Raw genomic sequence first — 16,435 nt, 5'->3', positions numbered from 1 at the left:
GGGAAGTCGTGCTTTCGTCTGCTATAATTAGTGCATTAGTTAAAACAGGCAGCCATTTAGGAGGCGTAAGTATGGAAAGAAAAGATTTGATTGCACCAGAGCAGTACAATATCGTTGATGAAATGGAGCGTTATGTTACAGATGAAGAACGTAAAGCGCTCATTTGGATGGACGAGGCGGGTAATAAGAAGGAAGTAACGTATAAAACGTTATTTCAGGATGTAAACCGCACAGGTAATGTTCTGAAAGAACTGGGCTTGGAAAAAGGAGATGCAATACTTGTAATGGTACCGCGTGTCGTTGAGGCGTATCATATCTATGCAGCAGCCTTGAAGCTTGGACTTGTGATCATCCCTAGCTCCGAAATGCTGAAGACGAAGGATTTGCAATACCGTATCGATCACGGAAAAGTAAAGAGTATTATCAGTTTCTATAAATTTACTGAGCAATTCGAAGAGATTGAGAATCAAGATAGCTTAATCAAACTTGCAGTTGGTGGTACGGTCGAGGGCTGGAAAGATCTCGGGGAGCTCAAAGAGACAGCTTCAGCTGAACTGGAAACGGTAGAGACATCTAGAGAAGATATTGCATTAATGTCCTATACAAGTGGTACGACAGGTAATCCGAAAGGTGTAGTCCACACACATGGCTGGGGATATGCACACCTACGGACAGCTGCAGAAAACTGGCTGTCTGCTTCCAAAGGAGATATCGTATGGGCAACAGCTGCACCAGGCTGGCAGAAATGGGTATGGAGTCCATTCCTTTCTGTTTTAGGAACTGGTGCAACAGGCTTCGTATACATGGGTCGATTTGATGCTAAAACTTATCTTTCTCTACTAGAGGATTATAAGATTAATGTACTTTGCTGTACCCCGACAGAATATCGTCTCATGGCAAAAGTAACTGATCTTGGAAGCTACAACCTGAGTGCTTTGCATAGTGCAGTATCAGCCGGTGAACCATTGAACCGTGAAGTAATCGATGTCTTCCAGAAACATTTCAATATCATTGTACGTGATGGCTATGGACAGACAGAGAGCACATTGCTGCTTGGTATCATGAAAGGTATGGAGCCAAGACCAGGTTCTATGGGAAAACCGACTCCAGGTAATGAAGTGGTTGTAATTGATGAGGATGGTAATCGCGTTAAAACAGGTGAAGTTGGTGACATCGCCTTGAAACTCGACAGTCCTGCATTGTTTAAGACATATTTCCGTGAACCTGAACGCCGTCAGCAAGCCGAACGCAACGGCTACTTTGTTACTGGTGACCAAGCTTCTGTTGATGAAGATGGCTACTTCTGGTTCGAAGGCCGCAGTGATGATATCATTATCAGCTCTGGTTATACAATCGGGCCATTCGAAGTAGAGGATGCTCTAGTAAAACATCCGGCTGTAGCAGAATGTGCTGTTGTAGCAAGCCCGGATGAAATCCGCGGTAATGTTGTTAAAGCATTCGTCATCCTGCGTGAAGGTGTAGATGAGAACGAACCAAATCTTGTGAAGGAATTGCAGACGCATGTAAAGAACACAACTGCGCCTTACAAGTATCCTCGTAAGATTGAGTTCGTCAAAGATTTGCCGAAGACTTCTTCCGGTAAAATCAGACGTGTCGAACTGCGTAATCAAGAAAAACGAAATGCAAAATAATTAGAAGCATCGCCTTAATTAAGGCGATGCTTCTTTTGTTTTTCTTTCTTATTAGTTTTAAATACCTTTTCTAAAAAAAAATAAGAAATGAAAGCATAACACTTGAAAGTCAAAGAAGGTCAGACTATAATAAAGTCACAAGGTCAAAGATAGTCAAAGTCAAAATGTGACGCTTGACCAAATAAACTAATCTAACCTATTGGGGAGGTAATTGTATTATGAAATGCCAACATTGTGGTGAACGAGAAGCTAACGTGAACTTGTTAATGCAATTCAATAACCAAAAACAGCAATTACAGCTCTGCCATACTTGCTATAATGAAATGAAAAATATGTCAAAAAACCCTGCCGGTTTCGCTTCCAATGGCGGAACGATGGATGACTTCTTTAAAAATATGTTCGGCGGAGCACAATCCGGCTTCCAGGCTGGTGCAAACAACCAAGCACAGGCTGGCGGCAATGGCCGAGGACGCGGAGGATTGCTTGACTCACTTGGTAAGAACCTGACAGATGGCGCGCGTGCTGGTCTAATTGATCCAGTCATTGGCCGTGAACAAGAGGTCAAACGTGTTATTGAGACGCTGAACCGACGCAATAAGAATAACCCAGTTCTAATCGGGGAACCAGGGGTAGGTAAAACAGCAATTGCAGAGGGTCTAGCTTTACAGATTGTCGAAGGCAATGTTCCTGTGAAGCTGCAAAACAAAGAAATTTACTTGCTTGATGTTGCTTCACTAGTTGCGAACACTGGTGTGCGCGGTCAGTTCGAGGAAAAGATGAAACAGCTTATTTCCGAATTGCAGCAGCGTAAGAATGTCATTCTGTTCGTGGATGAGATTCATTTACTAGTCGGTGCTGGTACTGCGGAAGGTTCCCAAATGGATGCAGGTAATATCTTGAAACCTGCACTTGCTCGCGGTGAGTTGCAGCTGATTGGTGCAACAACCTTGAAAGAGTACCGTCAAATCGAGAAAGACGCTGCACTTGAACGCCGTTTCCAGCCGGTTATCGTAAAAGAACCGACAGCAGAGCAGGCATTGGATATCTTAAAAGGATTGCAGGAGAGATACGAAGCGTATCATCAAGTCTCTTATACAGAAGATGCCGTCAAAGCGAGCGTGAGCTTGTCTCAACGTTATATTCAGGACCGCTTCTTGCCGGATAAGGCGATTGATTTGCTCGATGAAGCTGGATCCCGTATCAACCTGCTTACGGTAACGACTGATGAAGATGCAATTCAAACTCGTCTTGCCCAAATTGCGAAAGAGAAAGAAGAGGCAGCAGGACGTGAGGATTATGAACGTGCTGCATACCTTCGTCAGGAAGAAATACAGTTGGAACAAAAGCTCGAGGAACCAAAAAACGAAGATAAAGCCAAAGTGACGGTTGAGGTCATTCAGCAGATTGTGGAAGAGAAAACGGGGATTCCTGTGACGAAGATTCAATCTGAGGAACAGAATAAGATGAAAAACTTAGCAGCTAACCTGTCCAACAAGGTTATCGGACAACAACAGGCAGTTGATCGGGTTGCCAAAGCCATCCGCCGCAGCAGAGCTGGATTAAAATCCAAACAGCGCCCAATTGGTTCCTTCCTCTTCGTCGGACCGACTGGTGTTGGTAAGACAGAACTTACCCGTGCGTTGGCGGAAGAAATGTTCGGCACACGCGAATCCTTCATCCGTTTGGATATGAGTGAGTACATGGAACGTCATTCTGTTGCGAAACTGATCGGTTCTCCTCCAGGATACGTTGGACACGAAGAAGCAGGTCAGCTTACAGAGCGTGTACGCCGTAATCCTTATACGATCGTCCTATTGGATGAGATTGAGAAAGCACATCCGGATGTACAGCATATGTTCCTGCAAATTATGGAAGACGGTCATTTGACTGACAGCCAAGGCCGTAAAGTAAGCTTTAAGGAAACCGTCATTATCATGACAAGTAACGCTGGAACAGGAGATAAACAGATTTCTGTCGGCTTTACGAATTCCAGCAATGAAGCTGTATCCGTTATTGAAAAGCTAGGCGCTTACTTCAAACCAGAATTCTTGAACCGTTTTGACTCTATCATCAGCTTTGATGCATTGAAAGAGGAAGACTTGGTACAAATCGTTGAGCTTATGCTTACTGAGTTGACGAAAAACATGGAAGAAGAAGGCTACCAGCTTGAAGTAACAGAAGCTGCGAAGCACTTCCTTGCGAAAAAAGGATATGATCCTCGATTTGGTGCACGTCCATTGCGCCGTGTCATCCAAGATCAAGTAGAGGATAAAATCACTGATTATATCCTTGAGGAAGAGAATGTAAGCAGTATGGTAGTAGATTTGGTTGACGAACAAATTACTGTAGTAAGTAAATAATAAAAAAGAGACTCATGCTCTTGGGCATGAGTCTCTTTTTTATGCAGTATGCTGGGAACTGCTAGTACGGATGAAAAGCCAGCTTATTATATAGGAAATGATCGCGATTGCGCATATCAATCCGAATGCAGGTAGTACAGCTAAGTCCTGCATCCATGTGAGCAAGTCGATTAGACGCTCACGGCTGGCTAGAGTAATAGTTACTCCGATTAAAACAATGCCTCCTAGTATCGCCCCTCCAAGAAATCCAAATTTATATACGACGATCCCCAGTAAAAGTCCAGCAGCAAAGAAAGATAATAGGAAAGCAAAATCTAGCGGTAAACTATACAGAATACTTTTCAGATCGGTGCTCGCACCGATCGGGCGGAGGATTTGGATATTTGTTATATTGGCTGCCTGAATTACAGCGTTGAATACCAATTGCACAGCGACAAGGAAAATGACCATGACGGAACTGATTAATAATATAAAGATACCGACAGCCGTATGATAACTTTTTCTGGTGATGCCTCTTTTTATAGCGAATGGGAGGCTTTCTTGAATTGTTTTGAAGCCGAATATGATCATGAAGATATAAGCCGGTACTGTAATGGTAATATACATCTTATCCACGACGGCAAAAGCAAGAATGGATAAGATAGTGATGCTGAACAGCAGGATAGAGCAAAAAATGGTAACTGTACGTCTGCTATCGACAACAAAGAAATAGAGTAAAGCCTGTATTTGTTTCATCATGCGCGAGCACCTCTTTTTTCTGTTAGATGAACCATCATATCTTGCAGCGGGACTCCCGAAACTGCCAGGTCCCCAGTTAAGGCAGGTGCTTCTGTAGATAGAAAGTATGCTTGTGACGTTCCAGCAAAACTAGTTTCTTTGATGACTTGTTTACCGTTTGTAAAAGTTTTGACCTGTGCTGCTGGCCCAGAGATGCAAAAACTTTGAGCTCTAAGTTCGTCTGCACTTTTATGCAGGAGGATACTGCCTTTATCAAAGATGATTACTTCTTCAAATAAATTACTGACTTCATCAATTAAATGAGTGGATAGTATGATTATTCTAGGGTCGCTCTGGAATTCTTCGAGCAGTACTTCGTAGAAATAAGCGCGAGATGCTGCATCCAGTCCAATATAAGGTTCATCCAGCATCGTAACAGGTGCTTTGCTTGCCAGTCCGACAATGATACCGAGAGCAGATTCCATGCCCTTTGAGAGGCTTTTTACGCGGAGTTTTTTATTTAGGTCGAATCCATCCAGAAGGTCAGCAGCGAGATCCTTATCCCAATTGGAATAGAGCATTGATGCGAATTTCAGCACTTGGTGAACAGTTAAATCCTTTTTGAAGTTATCTGCTTCTTTGATCAAACAGATATTTTCTGTAACAGCGCGGTTATCGAAAGGTTTCATACCATTTACGTGTAATTCTCCGCCAGACGGCTTGTCGTAACCAGCTAGAAGCTGCATGAAGGTAGTTTTACCAGCACCGTTTCTGCCAAGCAGACCATAGATTTTTGGCTCTGTAATTTGTAGGTCGATTCCTTTCAAAGCTGTGGCAGTTTTGTATTCTTTAATCAGTTTATCAGCTATAATCGTCATTTTTACTCTTCCTCCTTGAGCATACGGATAATTTCTTCCTTGGGGATATGGAGCTTACTAGCTTCTTGTTTCATTGGAACGATATATGCATTGAAAAACTGCTGTTTCCTCTTTTCAAGCAGAATGTCATGAGCTGTTTCTGTGACGAACATACCGACGCCTCTTTTCTTGAATAATATACCTTCGTCTACAAGCTGATTGATTCCTTTTCCTGCTGTGGCCGGATTTATCTTGTGGTGTTGAGCAAATTCATTGGTGGAGGGCACCCGTTCTCCAATTTGAATGGAGCCGTTGAGGATGGCGTCTTCTAGTTGTTCTTTGATCTGGATAAAGATCGGCTTTGAATCATCAAGCATACATATGCTCCTTTAAAGTTCTAGGGTAGTTGGTTCATTACTCATGTAACTAACTATATAACCAGGAGAAAGGGAAGTCAACCAGAATTTGGAGAAAATAAAAAAACAGTGCAAATGCCTGCACTGTTCGTCAACTCAACTTATTTAATTGGTCAATCCCATTTGAGGAAATGGATAATAGCGGAACTTTACTTCTCCGATGACTGTGCTTTGCGGGATTAAGCCGAACATCCTGCTGTCCTTGCTGTTTCTGCGATTATCTCCCATGACGAACAGGTACCCATCCGGAATAGTATCTTCTCCTATAACATCACGAAGCTTGAAGTTATTTGTAAATAACGCATCTTCCTGCATAGCGTTTTTCATTTCTTTCAGGTAGGGTTCTGCATGTTTCTTGCCATTTACATAAAGGACATCATTTTTGTATTCGATCTTGTCTCCGGGAACCCCGATTACCCGCTTTACATAGCTTGCATCCTGATCTGGAGCGTGGAAAACAACTTCATCGAAACGATCGATGTTACCGACGCGGCTAATGAGGATCTTGTTTTGATCTTCTAAAGTTGGAGCCATTGATTCACCATAGACGGTACTAGGGAAATAAAAATAAGAGCGAAAAATGAATAGGGCGATTATAGCGATACCTATCGGCAGCAGCACGGCTAAGAGCGTGCGTCTAGCTTTCAGGGAAAGCACCTCCTTTTGTACTAGTGTAACATATGCGAAGAGCACATAGAAAAAACCGGAGTTATCTTAACTCCGGTTTTACAAACAGTTTATACTGATAAGGAATTTTTGGATTTAGCGGCAAATGCTGTCTTTGCCAAATAGTTATAGTAGCCATCTGTGTAAGGATGGATGGAACCTTCCTGCCAAGGTTTTTCTTCTCCGCAGAAATGGACAATCGATGGTGTTTCCCTTACTGTCCGAAGCACTCGTTCTTCCTTGAGTGATTTCGCTTTATATTCTTTCAGGATGACATGTGTCTGGGCATTCCATTTCGGATGAAGCATGAGCCAATCATTCCATAGGATGGCGTTTAGGGCATCCTGATCATGCCAAGCTAGCTTATCCGGGTTTTCGTTGATGAATGTCAGCACCTTATTCGTAATATTACTGTCACGCCAAGCCTTCATATCAATTAGGATCAGACCGGAGTTAAAATAACGATCTTCTTTTGTGATTCCCATTTTCTCCAGTCGGCGGTGTTCCCCATAGTCTCCGACAGCTGCAACAATATTGCCTTCCATATCGGTCTCGAAAAGTTTTTTGACATCATCCAGTACCAGCATATCGCAATCAACATACAGCGTCCGTTCAATAGCTGGATCCATCATTTCAGGTATGGATATACGATAGTAAGCCGCTTTTGAAATATGGCGGCTGGCAATTGCACCTCCGTAAGCATCCAAATTTACATCTAGGAAATCAAGCGGTGTATTGTAGGCAGCTGCAGTTTCCTTCAGCAGCTGTTTCTTCTCTTGGCTAATTCCTCCATCGATGATTGAAATAACAAAATCCTTAGGGTTTGAAGTGTTTTCAAGTAAAGAACTCAATGTCATACCCAAGTGCTGTGCGTAGTTGTCATCTGTCGATGATACAATATGCATTTTCTTCTCCATTGTTCTTCTCATCTCCTTACTGCATATATAGCCGGTTGGAGATGAGACTAAACACATGTAATGCAATTGTAATTAATTTGATATGAAATAATTATTCTTTGGCCTCATCATCATTTTTCTTGCTGTTTTCTTTCGCTTCCCAATCTTCCAAAAGCATGCCGTAAACATTGTGATTCACATAACCATAAACAAGCTTTTCTGCTTGACGAATTGTTCCTTCAAGAGTGAAGTTGAGTTTTTCCGGAATTCTTCTGCTTCGTACATTTCCGATGGCTGAACGGATTTCCACCCGGTTCAATCGAAGTTCAAGGAAGGCATAGTCCAAGGATTTACTTACTGCTTTTTGCATCAGGCCAAGACCAGTGTACTCTTCTCCCAGCCAATACCCTAAGCTAGTAGATCGATTCTGCCAGTCAATCTTATGAAAGCCGATTACTCCGGCTAAAGCGCCCTGATACCAGATGCCTGCTGTAAATCCGTTATTTGATGCGAACTGATCCAGCGTATGCTGGATGAATTGTCTGCTGTGCTCGACGGACGTGTTCTGATCTACCCAAGGCAGCCATTGCCGCAAGTGCTCACGGGAACTGTCGATCAGCTGATACAGCTTGTCGCTGTCCTGTGGTTCCAAAAGCTTCAAATAAGTGGCTGAGTCAATGCGATGTGTAAACATGATTCGTCGCTCCTTTCAATTGATATTAGTATAGCATGTCCGATCGATTGTTAAAATTAGGAGACAAGTATTGGTGCATACGAACTGTAAGCGGACTGCATCCTATGAAAAAGGGGGCGGAACGCAATGAAGAAACACATGATTTTTATATGTATTTGCCTGATGCTTTGCTTCCCGATGCATACAGCAGCTGAAAGCGGGAGCGGCATTTGGGACTATATTTTTTCGCAGACCGACGAAGCAGGGAAGCTGCAGGTGCATTTTCTTGATGTCGGTCAAGGTGACAGCATGCTAATACAAACACCATCACATTATAATATTCTCGTAGACGGAGGAGACGGAGAGTCAGGGGAGAAGGTGATATCGGAGCTTTCTGCCAGGGGAGTAGAGAAATTGGATCTGTTAGTAGCTACTCATCCGGATATCGACCATATCGGGGGACTTCTGCCGGTACTGGAGAAATTCAAGGTGAAGCAAGTACTGGATAGCGGTAAGCTGTATACAACGAGGACGTATCAGCGCTATACCGAGATTCTGGCGGAAAAAGAAATCCCGGTTACCATCGCCAAGGAAGGTTCCTATATAACGGTTGACCCGCTTCTGTCTATTCAAGTATTAAATGCTAATCATCCAAAAGCAACGAACAATCAGGCCTCGATCGTTTTGCGGCTGACATATCGTACGGTCGATTTTCTGCTTATGAGTGACGCTGAATCACAGCAGGAGTATACGATGAAACATAATTATGAAGTGGAATCGGAGGTCTATAAGGTAGCACATCATGGTTCCCGGACAAGCAACACATTCGCTTTCCTGAAGAAAGTGAAGCCTGATTATGCAGTTGTTTCCTATGGAAGAGATAATCAATTAGGGCATCCGACGAAAGAGGTCGTACGTAATCTGCAAAAAGCAGGAGCTGTGCTTTATGCAACAGCTAAGGGCGGCACAATCAGTATTGAAACGAATGGACTTTCCTGTCAGATTAGCAGCGAGAAGCCTAATCCAATCTTCCGTAAAAAATAAAAAAGCGAATCCAATTTGGATCCGCTTTTTCGTATTAGTTTGTTTGATCTGCAAGCTTCACGAGTGTGTTCGCAAGCGGTCTCTTGTTTTCTTCATCAGCAGCTAGCCACAGCTGTTTGAGTAAATACTCCTCACGGTTGCGAGGTTCCTCTTTATCCGCTAAATAATCAGCTACACGCTGAGCGGCTTTTGTCAAAGCTTCTTCACTTAGGCCGAGGCGTTCACCTTGTTTCACTTTATTTCCTAAATAATCTTGGAAGTTCTGGAAATTGTTCAGAATATCGTTCTTATCTTCTTGGGATAGGTTTTCCACAGCATTCTGTGCGCGATCTTCATGTGCCATTTTCATTACCTCCTCTTGTTGAGTTAGTAATGTATTCCCAATTTGCACATTGACAAACAATATATCGATAAAATATATCATATGTACTAGATTAAGAAGATATTACTCCGCATATGTCTTTCGGAAACCATAAAATGGACGGAATTTCTTCTGTTCATAATACGATTTCGATGTACTTGTCGCCAGCATCTCCATTCGCGTCGAAGGGAAGAGATCATGTGCAGCTTGAAGCAGCTTGCCGCCAACCCCTTGTCCGCGCAGCTTTCCATCGACGAGCAGCTCAGCAACGAGAAGGGTGATGACTTGGTCTGTGATACAACGAATATAGCCGCATATTTCACCGTTATGCAATGCAACAAGAGCAGGGGACGATCCTTTCATAGCTTGATCGAAACGAGAAGGATCAGCTGCAAGGGTAGTCCAGCTCTCATCTTTCAGCAAGTCGGTGATTGCAGCCAAATCTTCTGTCTCGTATGGGCGTATCGTCACCATCATTCTTCCTCCTTTTTCGTCCCTTTTGGCATAGTGCCGAAGACAATGCCCAACATACATCCTACAGCCAGTCCAACAGTAGGGCTCTGAAAAGCGATTCCAAAAAGAATGGCAGTGATGATGCCTACTGTAAATGCCAATGGATAACGGAAAGGTTTCTTATCTTTAGATTGCTTCAATTCATATCCCACCTTGTCTTTGTAATACAAGTATAGCATGGATGATGGCTGACTTTGGAAGGAATAAACATTGCGTATCATGTGAGATTTTGTTACATTAAACTGTATGTGTATACTGAAGTAATGGAGGTTCAATATGCAGGGTTTAAACGATTTTATGAGCACGATTGGTGATGGAATCACTAAAATCGTGACAACTTCTAGTGATTTATTATGGTCAAGTCTACTTATTATTCTATTAATCGGTCTCGGAATCTACTTTACAATCCGACTTGGTTTTGTGCAATTCCGGATGATACCGGAAATGATCCGTCTGCTTGGTGAAAGTGGTAAAGGTAGAAAGACAGGGGTAAGTTCCTTTCAGGCTTTTTGTATTAGTACGGCAGCGAGGGTTGGTACAGGTAACCTGGCTGGTGTAGCACTTGCAATCACTTTGGGAGGACCGGGAGCGGTCTTTTGGATGTGGCTGATTGCTTTAATTGGTTCTGCTTCTGCATTTGTGGAAAGTACGCTTGCACAGATTTATAAAACAAAAGAAGGCAGTACTTTTCGAGGCGGTCCAGCTTATTATATGCAGAAAGCATTGCGTGCGCGTTGGTTAGGCATCATTTTTGCGGTTCTTATTACGATTACATTCGGTCTTGCATTTAATTCTGTTCAGGCGAATACAATCACAAATGCATTCGAAAGTTCCTTTGGACTAAATAAAAACATAATGACAATTATTTTGTGTCTCATAACAGCTGTCATTATATTTGGCGGCGTCAAATTAGTCGCTAGATTATCAGAAATTATTGTTCCTGTTATGGCTGGAGCTTATATTTTGATTGCGCTTGTCGTTATAATAATGAATATAAAAGAACTTCCTGATGTGTTTGCACTCATTTTCACAGATGCTTGGGACGGAACGAAACAGTTGGCAGGAGGAGCTATAGGTGCTGCCATGCTGCAAGGGATTAAGCGAGGCTTATACTCCAATGAAGCAGGTATGGGTAGTGCACCTAATGCAGCTGCATCTGCCACTGTCTCACACCCAGCAAAACAAGGATTAATACAGGCAATGGGGGTATTCGTCGATACGCTGATGATCTGTAGTTCCACTGCATTTATCATTTTGCTTTCAGGTTTGTATAAGTCCTCTGAAAGTGATGGAATCGTATTAACTCAGGAAGCACTTCAGTCCAGTGTTGGTCAATGGGCAGGCACATTCCTAGCTGTTATCGTTCTGTTATTCGCATTCAGTTCTGTTATTAGTAACTATTATTATGGGGAATCGAATATCGAATTTATCAAACGTAGTAAAGTTTGGATATTTATTTATCGCTTGGCAGTTGTTGCAATGGTAGCATTCGGTTCACTAGCTAGCCTGGATTTTGTTTGGACACTAGCTGATTTATTCATGGGCTTGATGGCTATTTTGAACTTGATTGTTATTGCACTCTTGAGTAATACTGCTGTTAAGGCTTTACGCGACTATAAGCGTCAGCGTAAAGAAGGTAAAGATCCAGTATTCTATGCAGATAGCATTGAGGGTCTTCGCAATATTGACGCTTGGCCTAAAAAAGGTGAATCAACCGAATGAAGATAAACAGCCCATCATGAAAGGGCTGTTTTTTCTTATATCTAACTTCCAAACACTTAAAATAGTTAAGTAATTGGATTCGGTATATGGAAAAGGACTACAATAGACGTAAGCTAATTTTTGACAAGGAGATGTTGGTATGAAAAATAGATCCTTGCTATCTCTTGTATTCGGTACTATCAGCCTGTTCTTTTCCTTGTATGGAATCTTTTTTGGTATCATCGGGTTTGTCCTTGCCATACAAATAATTAGAAAAGACACTAATCCAGAGACCGGACGTAAAATGGCAGTAGGGGGCCTGGTTACCAGTGTCATCGGAGCCGGCTATCAGATAGTAGCTATACTTATTCTTCTCCTGACTGCCTGAACAGAAGCAAAAAGAATGCAGCATATCGCTGCATTCTTTTTTTGTAACTTTATTCAATTCCTCGCCGTATAACAGGTATCTTACTTTCTGGAGGAAATTGATGAACGCATTGTTAATATATGCCCATCCGAACCATGCATCACTTAACTATGCCTTTTTTGAGGCAGTGCAGGAAGGTATCAAACATAATCCTGCCATCAATGAAGTGGACACAATTGATCTGTATGAAGAGGACTTCAATCCAGCTTTGGTTTTCCATGAAAAAAAGCGCCGCCGAGATATGCATATTGATCCGGATTATGAAATGTATCGCGAGAAAATTAAGCGAGCTGATTTGCTTGTGTTCATTTATCCTATCTTCTGGGGAAGGCCGCCGGCTATGCTGCTTGGATTCATCGATCAGAATTTCTCAGCCAACTTTGCTTATCGGCACGAAGGTCTGCTGCCGGAGGGATTGCTGAAAGGCAAGCAGGCAGTTTGTGTTTCCACAATGAAAGGCCCTGGGTTTTACAGTCGATTCTATTTAGGAAATGCACATAAGATATTGATGAAACGAGCGTTGTTTAAATTTGTAGGAATCAGCAAAGTGAAAATCTTCGAATTCGGCGGCATGGAGAAAAAGAACGGAAAACAGAAAAAATATCTAAGCCGTGTTCGAGCGTACTTTCGCAAGCTAGCTAAATAGGCAGTTGTTCCAATTCATAGTATTTATTTCTCACATCCTGTATCTCATTAGCGGCTAGACTGCGGCTGATTTGTTCCAGCAAGGAAGCAAATGTGTGATCATCGATACGCTCAGCTTGCTGAGCTATTCGGGCAGATCCTGCTTCCAAAACTCCTTCGGAAACATTGCCGATTTGATAAATTCGGAAGTATTTCTGAATCTCTCGGATGGCAGTTTCTTTATATGTCACTTGCCATTCATCATAAGTTGGCATAATTCATACAACCTTTCTATTCAACAAGAAGCTATGTCCTGTTATACTGTCTATGGTATCATGCGACTTGGAAGGGAAGAAAGCAAATGTTACGGAAAATAAACGCTCTGCTCGCTATCATAGTCATTGCACTCGGCATCTATCGATATATCGACCAGGATTATGAAGTGAATCCTCAGCTAATGCTGCCGCTTTTGTCTATTATGTTTCTATTATTCTCAATTGAGTCTATTTTAAATAAGAAAAAGCTGATGACGGGAGTTTATTTGATTGTCTTCGTTATTGCAGCAAGTGCAACTGTCATGATTTTTACACAGACTTAAAAGTCTTCTCCTTATAGGAGAAGACTTTTTTGTTTATCATTGACAGGGAGAGTGTATTTTACATATAATACAATTAACAATTAACATAATGTTAATTAAAAGGAGATTAACATATTGAAGTCGAATAAAGAAGAGAAACCTTATGATGTTAGTCGATATCGTACCCCTGATGGTTATACGTCGGATATAGCTGTATTCACCATTACTTCTGAAAAGACCAAAGCATATGCACCGCCAAAAATGGAGCTTAAGTTAATGCTAATCAAGCGTGCCCAGCAGGATACCGAAGGAAATTTGAACATCGAACCAGGTAAATGGGCATTGCCAGGAGGATTTGTAACACCGGAAGAAACAGCTATGGAGGCTGCCAGTCGGGAATTGGAAGAGGAGACGGGAATAGCAGGAATACATCTGAAACACTTTGGTGTATACGATGAGCCAGGACGTGATCCACGTGGGTGGATCATCTCGAATGCACATTATGCCATTGTCCCGGAACACAGATTATTTGAGAGAAAAGCGCATGATGATGCCGCAGAAGTGGAATTGTTCCCTGTACAAGATCTAGAGCAGCATCTTTTAGCATTCGATCATGCCAGTATCATCCGCCATGCTATAACTCATATAACACGAGATTTACTGCAAACTACAGTAGCAAAGCAATTCTTGCCAGAGCTGTTCACTTACTCGGAATTGCAGGCAGTTTTGCTGACCATAACGGATGACAAATCAATTCAAAATGAGCAAGCTTTTGCACGAAAAATTAAAACATTGCCTTTCATCGAAGCAGTTGAAGGGCAGAAGACACAGCGAACATCCAAGCTGCCAACTCAGCTTTATCGGTTCATTGATGCAGAAGTGAAACAATCGATTTATACAGCTCGTCATTAATCCAGAGGAGGATGAAAGATGAAAGCATTAATAAATATCGATTATACGAATGATTTTGTAGCAGAAGATGGGGCACTGACTTGCGGAGTGCCGGGACGGGAGATCGAGGAACGACTTACAGCGATTACATCTGAATTCATTGAGAACGGTGACTATGTTGTTTTTGCGATCGATAAGCATGAGGAAAAGGATGCCTATCATCCAGAAACTAAGCTGTATCCGCCGCACAATATAGATGGGACAGAGGGTCGTGCACTTTATGGCAAGCTGTCGGATGCATATGAGTCTGCGAAGCATGAATTGAATGTCTATTATATGGATAAAACAAGATACAGTGCTTTTGCAGGGACCGATTTGCTGCAGCGGCTGAATGAGAGGGGTATCAAGGAGATTCATGCTGTTGGTGTAGCGACAGATATTTGTGTTTTCCATACACTGGTCGATGCCTATAATTATGGATTCAAAATCGTTGTTCACTCAGATGCTGTTGCAAGTTTCAATCAAGAGGGGCATGCATACGCCCTGCATCACTTTAAAAGCGCCTTAGGAGCAGAGATTACAGAAGGAGGAGCGGAACGATGACACATTATCAGGATGATAGCACGGCATTGCACACGGATCTTTATCAAATCAATATGGCCCAGACGTATTGGAAGGATGGAAAGCATAATCGCAAAGCTGTATTCGAACTGTTTTTCCGCAAACAGCCATTCGGTAATGGGTTTGCTGTTTTCGCTGGCTTGGAACGAGTAATTGATTATTTGAAAGAGTTCCGTTTCTCGGATTCTGATTTAGGCTATCTGGAGCAGGAGCTTGGATATGAGAAGGAGTTCATCGCCTACTTACGAGACCTGCGCTTTACTGGAGATTTATACAGCATGCAGGAAGGGGAACTTGTTTTCGGAACCGAGCCGATCATCCGGGTGGAAGCGCCACTTGCTGAAGCGCAGCTGATAGAAACGGCTTTGCTTAATATCGTGAATTATCAAACGCTCATCGCTACGAAAGCAGCTCGTATCATGCATGTATTAGATGAAGGAGATACAGCAATGGAATTCGGCTCCAGACGGGCACAGGAGATGGATGCAGCTATTTGGGGAACAAGAGCGGCATTTATCGGCGGCTTTCATGCCACGTCCAATGTTCGGGCAGGCAAAAAGTTCGGCATACCGGTAGCTGGGACACATGCGCATGCGCTAGTGCAAGCCTATCGTGATGAGTATGAAGCATTTCGGAAATATGCAGAAACTCATATGAATTGCACATTTCTTGTTGATACGTACGATACACTGAAGTCCGGCGTGCCAAATGCGATTAGAGTAGCTAAAGAAATGGGCGATAGAATACGGTTCAATGCCATTCGTCTGGACAGCGGAGACTTGGCCTACTTATCCAAGCGAGCACGGGAGATGCTCGATGAAGCAGGATTTACAGAAACGAAGATCACCGCATCCAATGATTTGGATGAAGAAACTATTGGTGCTCTGAAAGCTCAAGGAGCGAAAATCGACAATTGGGGTATCGGAACAAAACTTATTACAGCATATGATCAGCCAGCATTAGGAGCGGTATATAAAATAGTTTCCATTGAGGATGATAATGGAGATATGGCCGATACAATTAAAATCAGTGCCAATCCTGAAAAAGTTTCTACACCAGGACTTAAACGCGTTTATCGGATCATCAACCGAGCTAGTCAGAAATCAGAAGGAGATTACATTGCGCTAGCCAATGAGAACCCGGAGGAAGAAGAACGACTCAAAATGTTCCACCCAACTTATCCGTACATTAGTAAATTTGTAACGGATTTTGAAGCGAAGGAGCTGCAGCAGCCAGTTTTTCAAAAGGGCGAACTCGTCTACAAGCTACCAACCTTGGATGAAACACGAAACTATGTCACACATAGCCTCACCTTCCTGTGGGATGAATATAAAAGGACACATAATCCAGAAGCATACCCTGTCGATCTAAGTACAGCCTGTTGGAATAATAAAATGGAATTGATCGAGCGCATCAAATCACAGCTGGAGGAGAAATAG

The 16,435-nt window shown here is 42.6% G+C and carries 20 protein-coding genes; 10 read left to right on the top strand and 10 right to left on the bottom strand.

Annotation, left to right across the window (positions count from 1 at the left end; all coding sequences use genetic code 11):
• The first annotated feature begins 71 nt into the window (after window positions 1–71).
• Together mbcS and CHH48_RS08480 are read left to right on the top strand one after the other, a co-directional pair.
• Window positions 72–1,652 (top strand): acyl-CoA synthetase MbcS, encoded by a 1,581-nt coding sequence (mbcS, locus tag CHH48_RS08485; RefSeq protein ID WP_095218711.1) that lies wholly within the window; start codon window positions 72–74, stop codon window positions 1,650–1,652.
• Between the two features lie 218 nt (window positions 1,653–1,870).
• Window positions 1,871–4,012, top strand: coding sequence for an ATP-dependent Clp protease ATP-binding subunit (locus CHH48_RS08480; protein ID WP_095218710.1), 2,142 nt, complete (start codon window positions 1,871–1,873; stop codon window positions 4,010–4,012).
• Window positions 4,013–4,051: 39 nt separating this feature from the next.
• Here CHH48_RS08480 and CHH48_RS08475 read toward each other — a convergent pair whose 3' ends face one another.
• The 6 genes from CHH48_RS08475 to CHH48_RS08450 all read right to left on the bottom strand — a co-directional run bounded on the left by CHH48_RS08475 (window position 4,052) and on the right by CHH48_RS08450 (window position 8,258).
• Window positions 4,052–4,750, bottom strand: coding sequence for a hypothetical protein (locus CHH48_RS08475; protein WP_095218709.1), 699 nt, complete (start codon window positions 4,748–4,750; stop codon window positions 4,052–4,054).
• Window positions 4,747–5,607 (bottom strand): ABC transporter ATP-binding protein, encoded by an 861-nt coding sequence (locus tag CHH48_RS08470; RefSeq protein ID WP_095218708.1) that lies wholly within the window; start codon window positions 5,605–5,607, stop codon window positions 4,747–4,749. Before CHH48_RS08470 ends, CHH48_RS08475 begins: the two co-directional genes overlap by 4 nt.
• Window positions 5,608–5,609: 2 nt before the next feature.
• Window positions 5,610–5,963, bottom strand: coding sequence for a GntR family transcriptional regulator (locus tag CHH48_RS08465; protein WP_095218707.1), 354 nt, complete (start codon window positions 5,961–5,963; stop codon window positions 5,610–5,612).
• A 144-nt stretch (window positions 5,964–6,107) separates the two neighbouring features.
• Window positions 6,108–6,623: a signal peptidase I gene (lepB, locus tag CHH48_RS08460; protein WP_245840353.1), complete on the bottom strand. Its 516-nt coding sequence runs from the start codon at window positions 6,621–6,623 to the stop codon at window positions 6,108–6,110.
• 116 nt (window positions 6,624–6,739) lie between these two features.
• The gene (locus CHH48_RS08455) at window positions 6,740–7,585 is read right to left on the bottom strand and encodes a glycosyltransferase family 8 protein (RefSeq protein ID WP_245840349.1); all 846 of its coding nucleotides are present in this window, start codon (window positions 7,583–7,585) and stop codon (window positions 6,740–6,742) included.
• Between the two features lie 91 nt (window positions 7,586–7,676).
• On the bottom strand, window positions 7,677–8,258 hold the full coding sequence (locus CHH48_RS08450) for a GNAT family N-acetyltransferase (RefSeq protein ID WP_095218706.1): 582 nt from the start codon (window positions 8,256–8,258) through the stop codon (window positions 7,677–7,679).
• Between the two features lie 126 nt (window positions 8,259–8,384).
• Here CHH48_RS08450 and CHH48_RS08445 point away from each other — a divergent pair, with 126 nt between their 5' ends.
• Complete coding sequence (locus CHH48_RS08445) at window positions 8,385–9,281, top strand: ComEC/Rec2 family competence protein (protein ID WP_095218705.1); 897 nt, start codon at window positions 8,385–8,387, stop codon at window positions 9,279–9,281.
• 34 nt (window positions 9,282–9,315) lie between these two features.
• On the opposite strand, the gene CHH48_RS08440 is transcribed toward CHH48_RS08445, so the two are convergent.
• The 3 genes from CHH48_RS08440 to CHH48_RS08430 all read right to left on the bottom strand — a co-directional run bounded on the left by CHH48_RS08440 (window position 9,316) and on the right by CHH48_RS08430 (window position 10,295).
• The gene (locus CHH48_RS08440; protein ID WP_245609699.1) at window positions 9,316–9,624 is read right to left on the bottom strand and encodes a DUF3243 domain-containing protein; all 309 of its coding nucleotides are present in this window, start codon (window positions 9,622–9,624) and stop codon (window positions 9,316–9,318) included.
• A 102-nt stretch (window positions 9,625–9,726) separates the two neighbouring features.
• Window positions 9,727–10,116 (bottom strand): GNAT family N-acetyltransferase, encoded by a 390-nt coding sequence (locus tag CHH48_RS08435; RefSeq protein WP_245840350.1) that lies wholly within the window; start codon window positions 10,114–10,116, stop codon window positions 9,727–9,729.
• Complete coding sequence (locus CHH48_RS08430; RefSeq protein WP_095218703.1) at window positions 10,116–10,295, bottom strand: hypothetical protein; 180 nt, start codon at window positions 10,293–10,295, stop codon at window positions 10,116–10,118. The genes CHH48_RS08435 and CHH48_RS08430 overlap by 1 nt, the downstream gene beginning before the upstream one ends.
• Before the next feature lie 136 nt (window positions 10,296–10,431).
• Between CHH48_RS08430 and CHH48_RS08425 the strand changes: the two genes are divergently transcribed.
• The 3 genes from CHH48_RS08425 to CHH48_RS08415 all read left to right on the top strand — a co-directional run bounded on the left by CHH48_RS08425 (window position 10,432) and on the right by CHH48_RS08415 (window position 12,929).
• A complete protein-coding gene (locus CHH48_RS08425; protein ID WP_095218702.1) occupies window positions 10,432–11,877 on the top strand; it encodes an alanine/glycine:cation symporter family protein in 1,446 nt (481 codons plus the stop codon).
• 139 nt (window positions 11,878–12,016) lie between these two features.
• Entirely contained in the window at window positions 12,017–12,244 is a 228-nt protein-coding gene (locus tag CHH48_RS08420; RefSeq protein ID WP_095218701.1) for a hypothetical protein, read from the top strand.
• A gap of 100 nt (window positions 12,245–12,344) precedes the next feature.
• The gene (locus tag CHH48_RS08415; protein WP_095218700.1) at window positions 12,345–12,929 is read left to right on the top strand and encodes an NAD(P)H-dependent oxidoreductase; all 585 of its coding nucleotides are present in this window, start codon (window positions 12,345–12,347) and stop codon (window positions 12,927–12,929) included.
• Here CHH48_RS08415 and CHH48_RS08410 read toward each other — a convergent pair.
• Window positions 12,922–13,182 carry a hypothetical protein gene (locus tag CHH48_RS08410; RefSeq protein WP_095218699.1) on the bottom strand — a complete coding sequence of 87 codons (261 nt, stop codon included), beginning with the start codon at window positions 13,180–13,182 and terminating at the stop codon, window positions 12,922–12,924. The genes CHH48_RS08415 and CHH48_RS08410 overlap by 8 nt on opposite strands.
• A gap of 86 nt (window positions 13,183–13,268) precedes the next feature.
• Between CHH48_RS08410 and CHH48_RS08405 the strand changes: the two genes are divergently transcribed.
• From CHH48_RS08405 to CHH48_RS08390, 4 genes are all read left to right on the top strand, one after another.
• Window positions 13,269–13,505 (top strand): hypothetical protein, encoded by a 237-nt coding sequence (locus CHH48_RS08405; protein WP_095218698.1) that lies wholly within the window; start codon window positions 13,269–13,271, stop codon window positions 13,503–13,505.
• Between the two features lie 114 nt (window positions 13,506–13,619).
• The gene (locus tag CHH48_RS08400) at window positions 13,620–14,396 is read left to right on the top strand and encodes an NUDIX domain-containing protein (RefSeq protein ID WP_095218697.1); all 777 of its coding nucleotides are present in this window, start codon (window positions 13,620–13,622) and stop codon (window positions 14,394–14,396) included.
• Between the two features lie 18 nt (window positions 14,397–14,414).
• Window positions 14,415–14,978 (top strand): cysteine hydrolase family protein, encoded by a 564-nt coding sequence (locus CHH48_RS08395; protein ID WP_095218696.1) that lies wholly within the window; start codon window positions 14,415–14,417, stop codon window positions 14,976–14,978.
• Window positions 14,975–16,435 carry a nicotinate phosphoribosyltransferase gene (locus CHH48_RS08390; protein WP_095218695.1) on the top strand — a complete coding sequence of 487 codons (1,461 nt, stop codon included), beginning with the start codon at window positions 14,975–14,977 and terminating at the stop codon, window positions 16,433–16,435. The genes CHH48_RS08395 and CHH48_RS08390 overlap by 4 nt, the downstream gene beginning before the upstream one ends.

This window comes from Terribacillus saccharophilus (assembly GCF_002272075.1).
GTDB classification, from domain to species: domain Bacteria; phylum Bacillota; class Bacilli; order Bacillales; family Amphibacillaceae; genus Terribacillus; species Terribacillus saccharophilus_A.
Note: the sequence above shows the minus strand (reverse complement) of the source record. Positions and strands in the feature narration are given on the sequence as shown.

Coding starts and splice junctions, on each gene's coding strand:
- mbcS (WP_095218711.1), top strand. CDS start 72: ATGGAAAGAAAAGATTTGATTGCACCAGAGCAGTACAATATCGTTGAT.
- CHH48_RS08480 (WP_095218710.1), top strand. CDS start 1,871: ATGAAATGCCAACATTGTGGTGAACGAGAAGCTAACGTGAACTTGTTA.
- CHH48_RS08475 (WP_095218709.1), bottom strand. CDS start 4,750: ATGATGAAACAAATACAGGCTTTACTCTATTTCTTTGTTGTCGATAGC.
- CHH48_RS08470 (WP_095218708.1), bottom strand. CDS start 5,607: ATGACGATTATAGCTGATAAACTGATTAAAGAATACAAAACTGCCACA.
- CHH48_RS08465 (WP_095218707.1), bottom strand. CDS start 5,963: ATGCTTGATGATTCAAAGCCGATCTTTATCCAGATCAAAGAACAACTA.
- CHH48_RS08455 (WP_245840349.1), bottom strand. CDS start 7,585: ATGGAGAAGAAAATGCATATTGTATCATCGACAGATGACAACTACGCA.
- CHH48_RS08450 (WP_095218706.1), bottom strand. CDS start 8,258: ATGTTTACACATCGCATTGACTCAGCCACTTATTTGAAGCTTTTGGAA.
- CHH48_RS08445 (WP_095218705.1), top strand. CDS start 8,385: ATGAAGAAACACATGATTTTTATATGTATTTGCCTGATGCTTTGCTTC.
- CHH48_RS08440 (WP_245609699.1), bottom strand. CDS start 9,624: ATGGCACATGAAGATCGCGCACAGAATGCTGTGGAAAACCTATCCCAA.
- CHH48_RS08435 (WP_245840350.1), bottom strand. CDS start 10,116: ATGGTGACGATACGCCCATACGAGACAGAAGATTTGGCTGCAATCACC.
- CHH48_RS08425 (WP_095218702.1), top strand. CDS start 10,432: ATGCAGGGTTTAAACGATTTTATGAGCACGATTGGTGATGGAATCACT.
- CHH48_RS08420 (WP_095218701.1), top strand. CDS start 12,017: ATGAAAAATAGATCCTTGCTATCTCTTGTATTCGGTACTATCAGCCTG.
- CHH48_RS08415 (WP_095218700.1), top strand. CDS start 12,345: ATGAACGCATTGTTAATATATGCCCATCCGAACCATGCATCACTTAAC.
- CHH48_RS08410 (WP_095218699.1), bottom strand. CDS start 13,182: ATGCCAACTTATGATGAATGGCAAGTGACATATAAAGAAACTGCCATC.
- CHH48_RS08405 (WP_095218698.1), top strand. CDS start 13,269: ATGTTACGGAAAATAAACGCTCTGCTCGCTATCATAGTCATTGCACTC.
- CHH48_RS08395 (WP_095218696.1), top strand. CDS start 14,415: ATGAAAGCATTAATAAATATCGATTATACGAATGATTTTGTAGCAGAA.
- CHH48_RS08390 (WP_095218695.1), top strand. CDS start 14,975: ATGACACATTATCAGGATGATAGCACGGCATTGCACACGGATCTTTAT.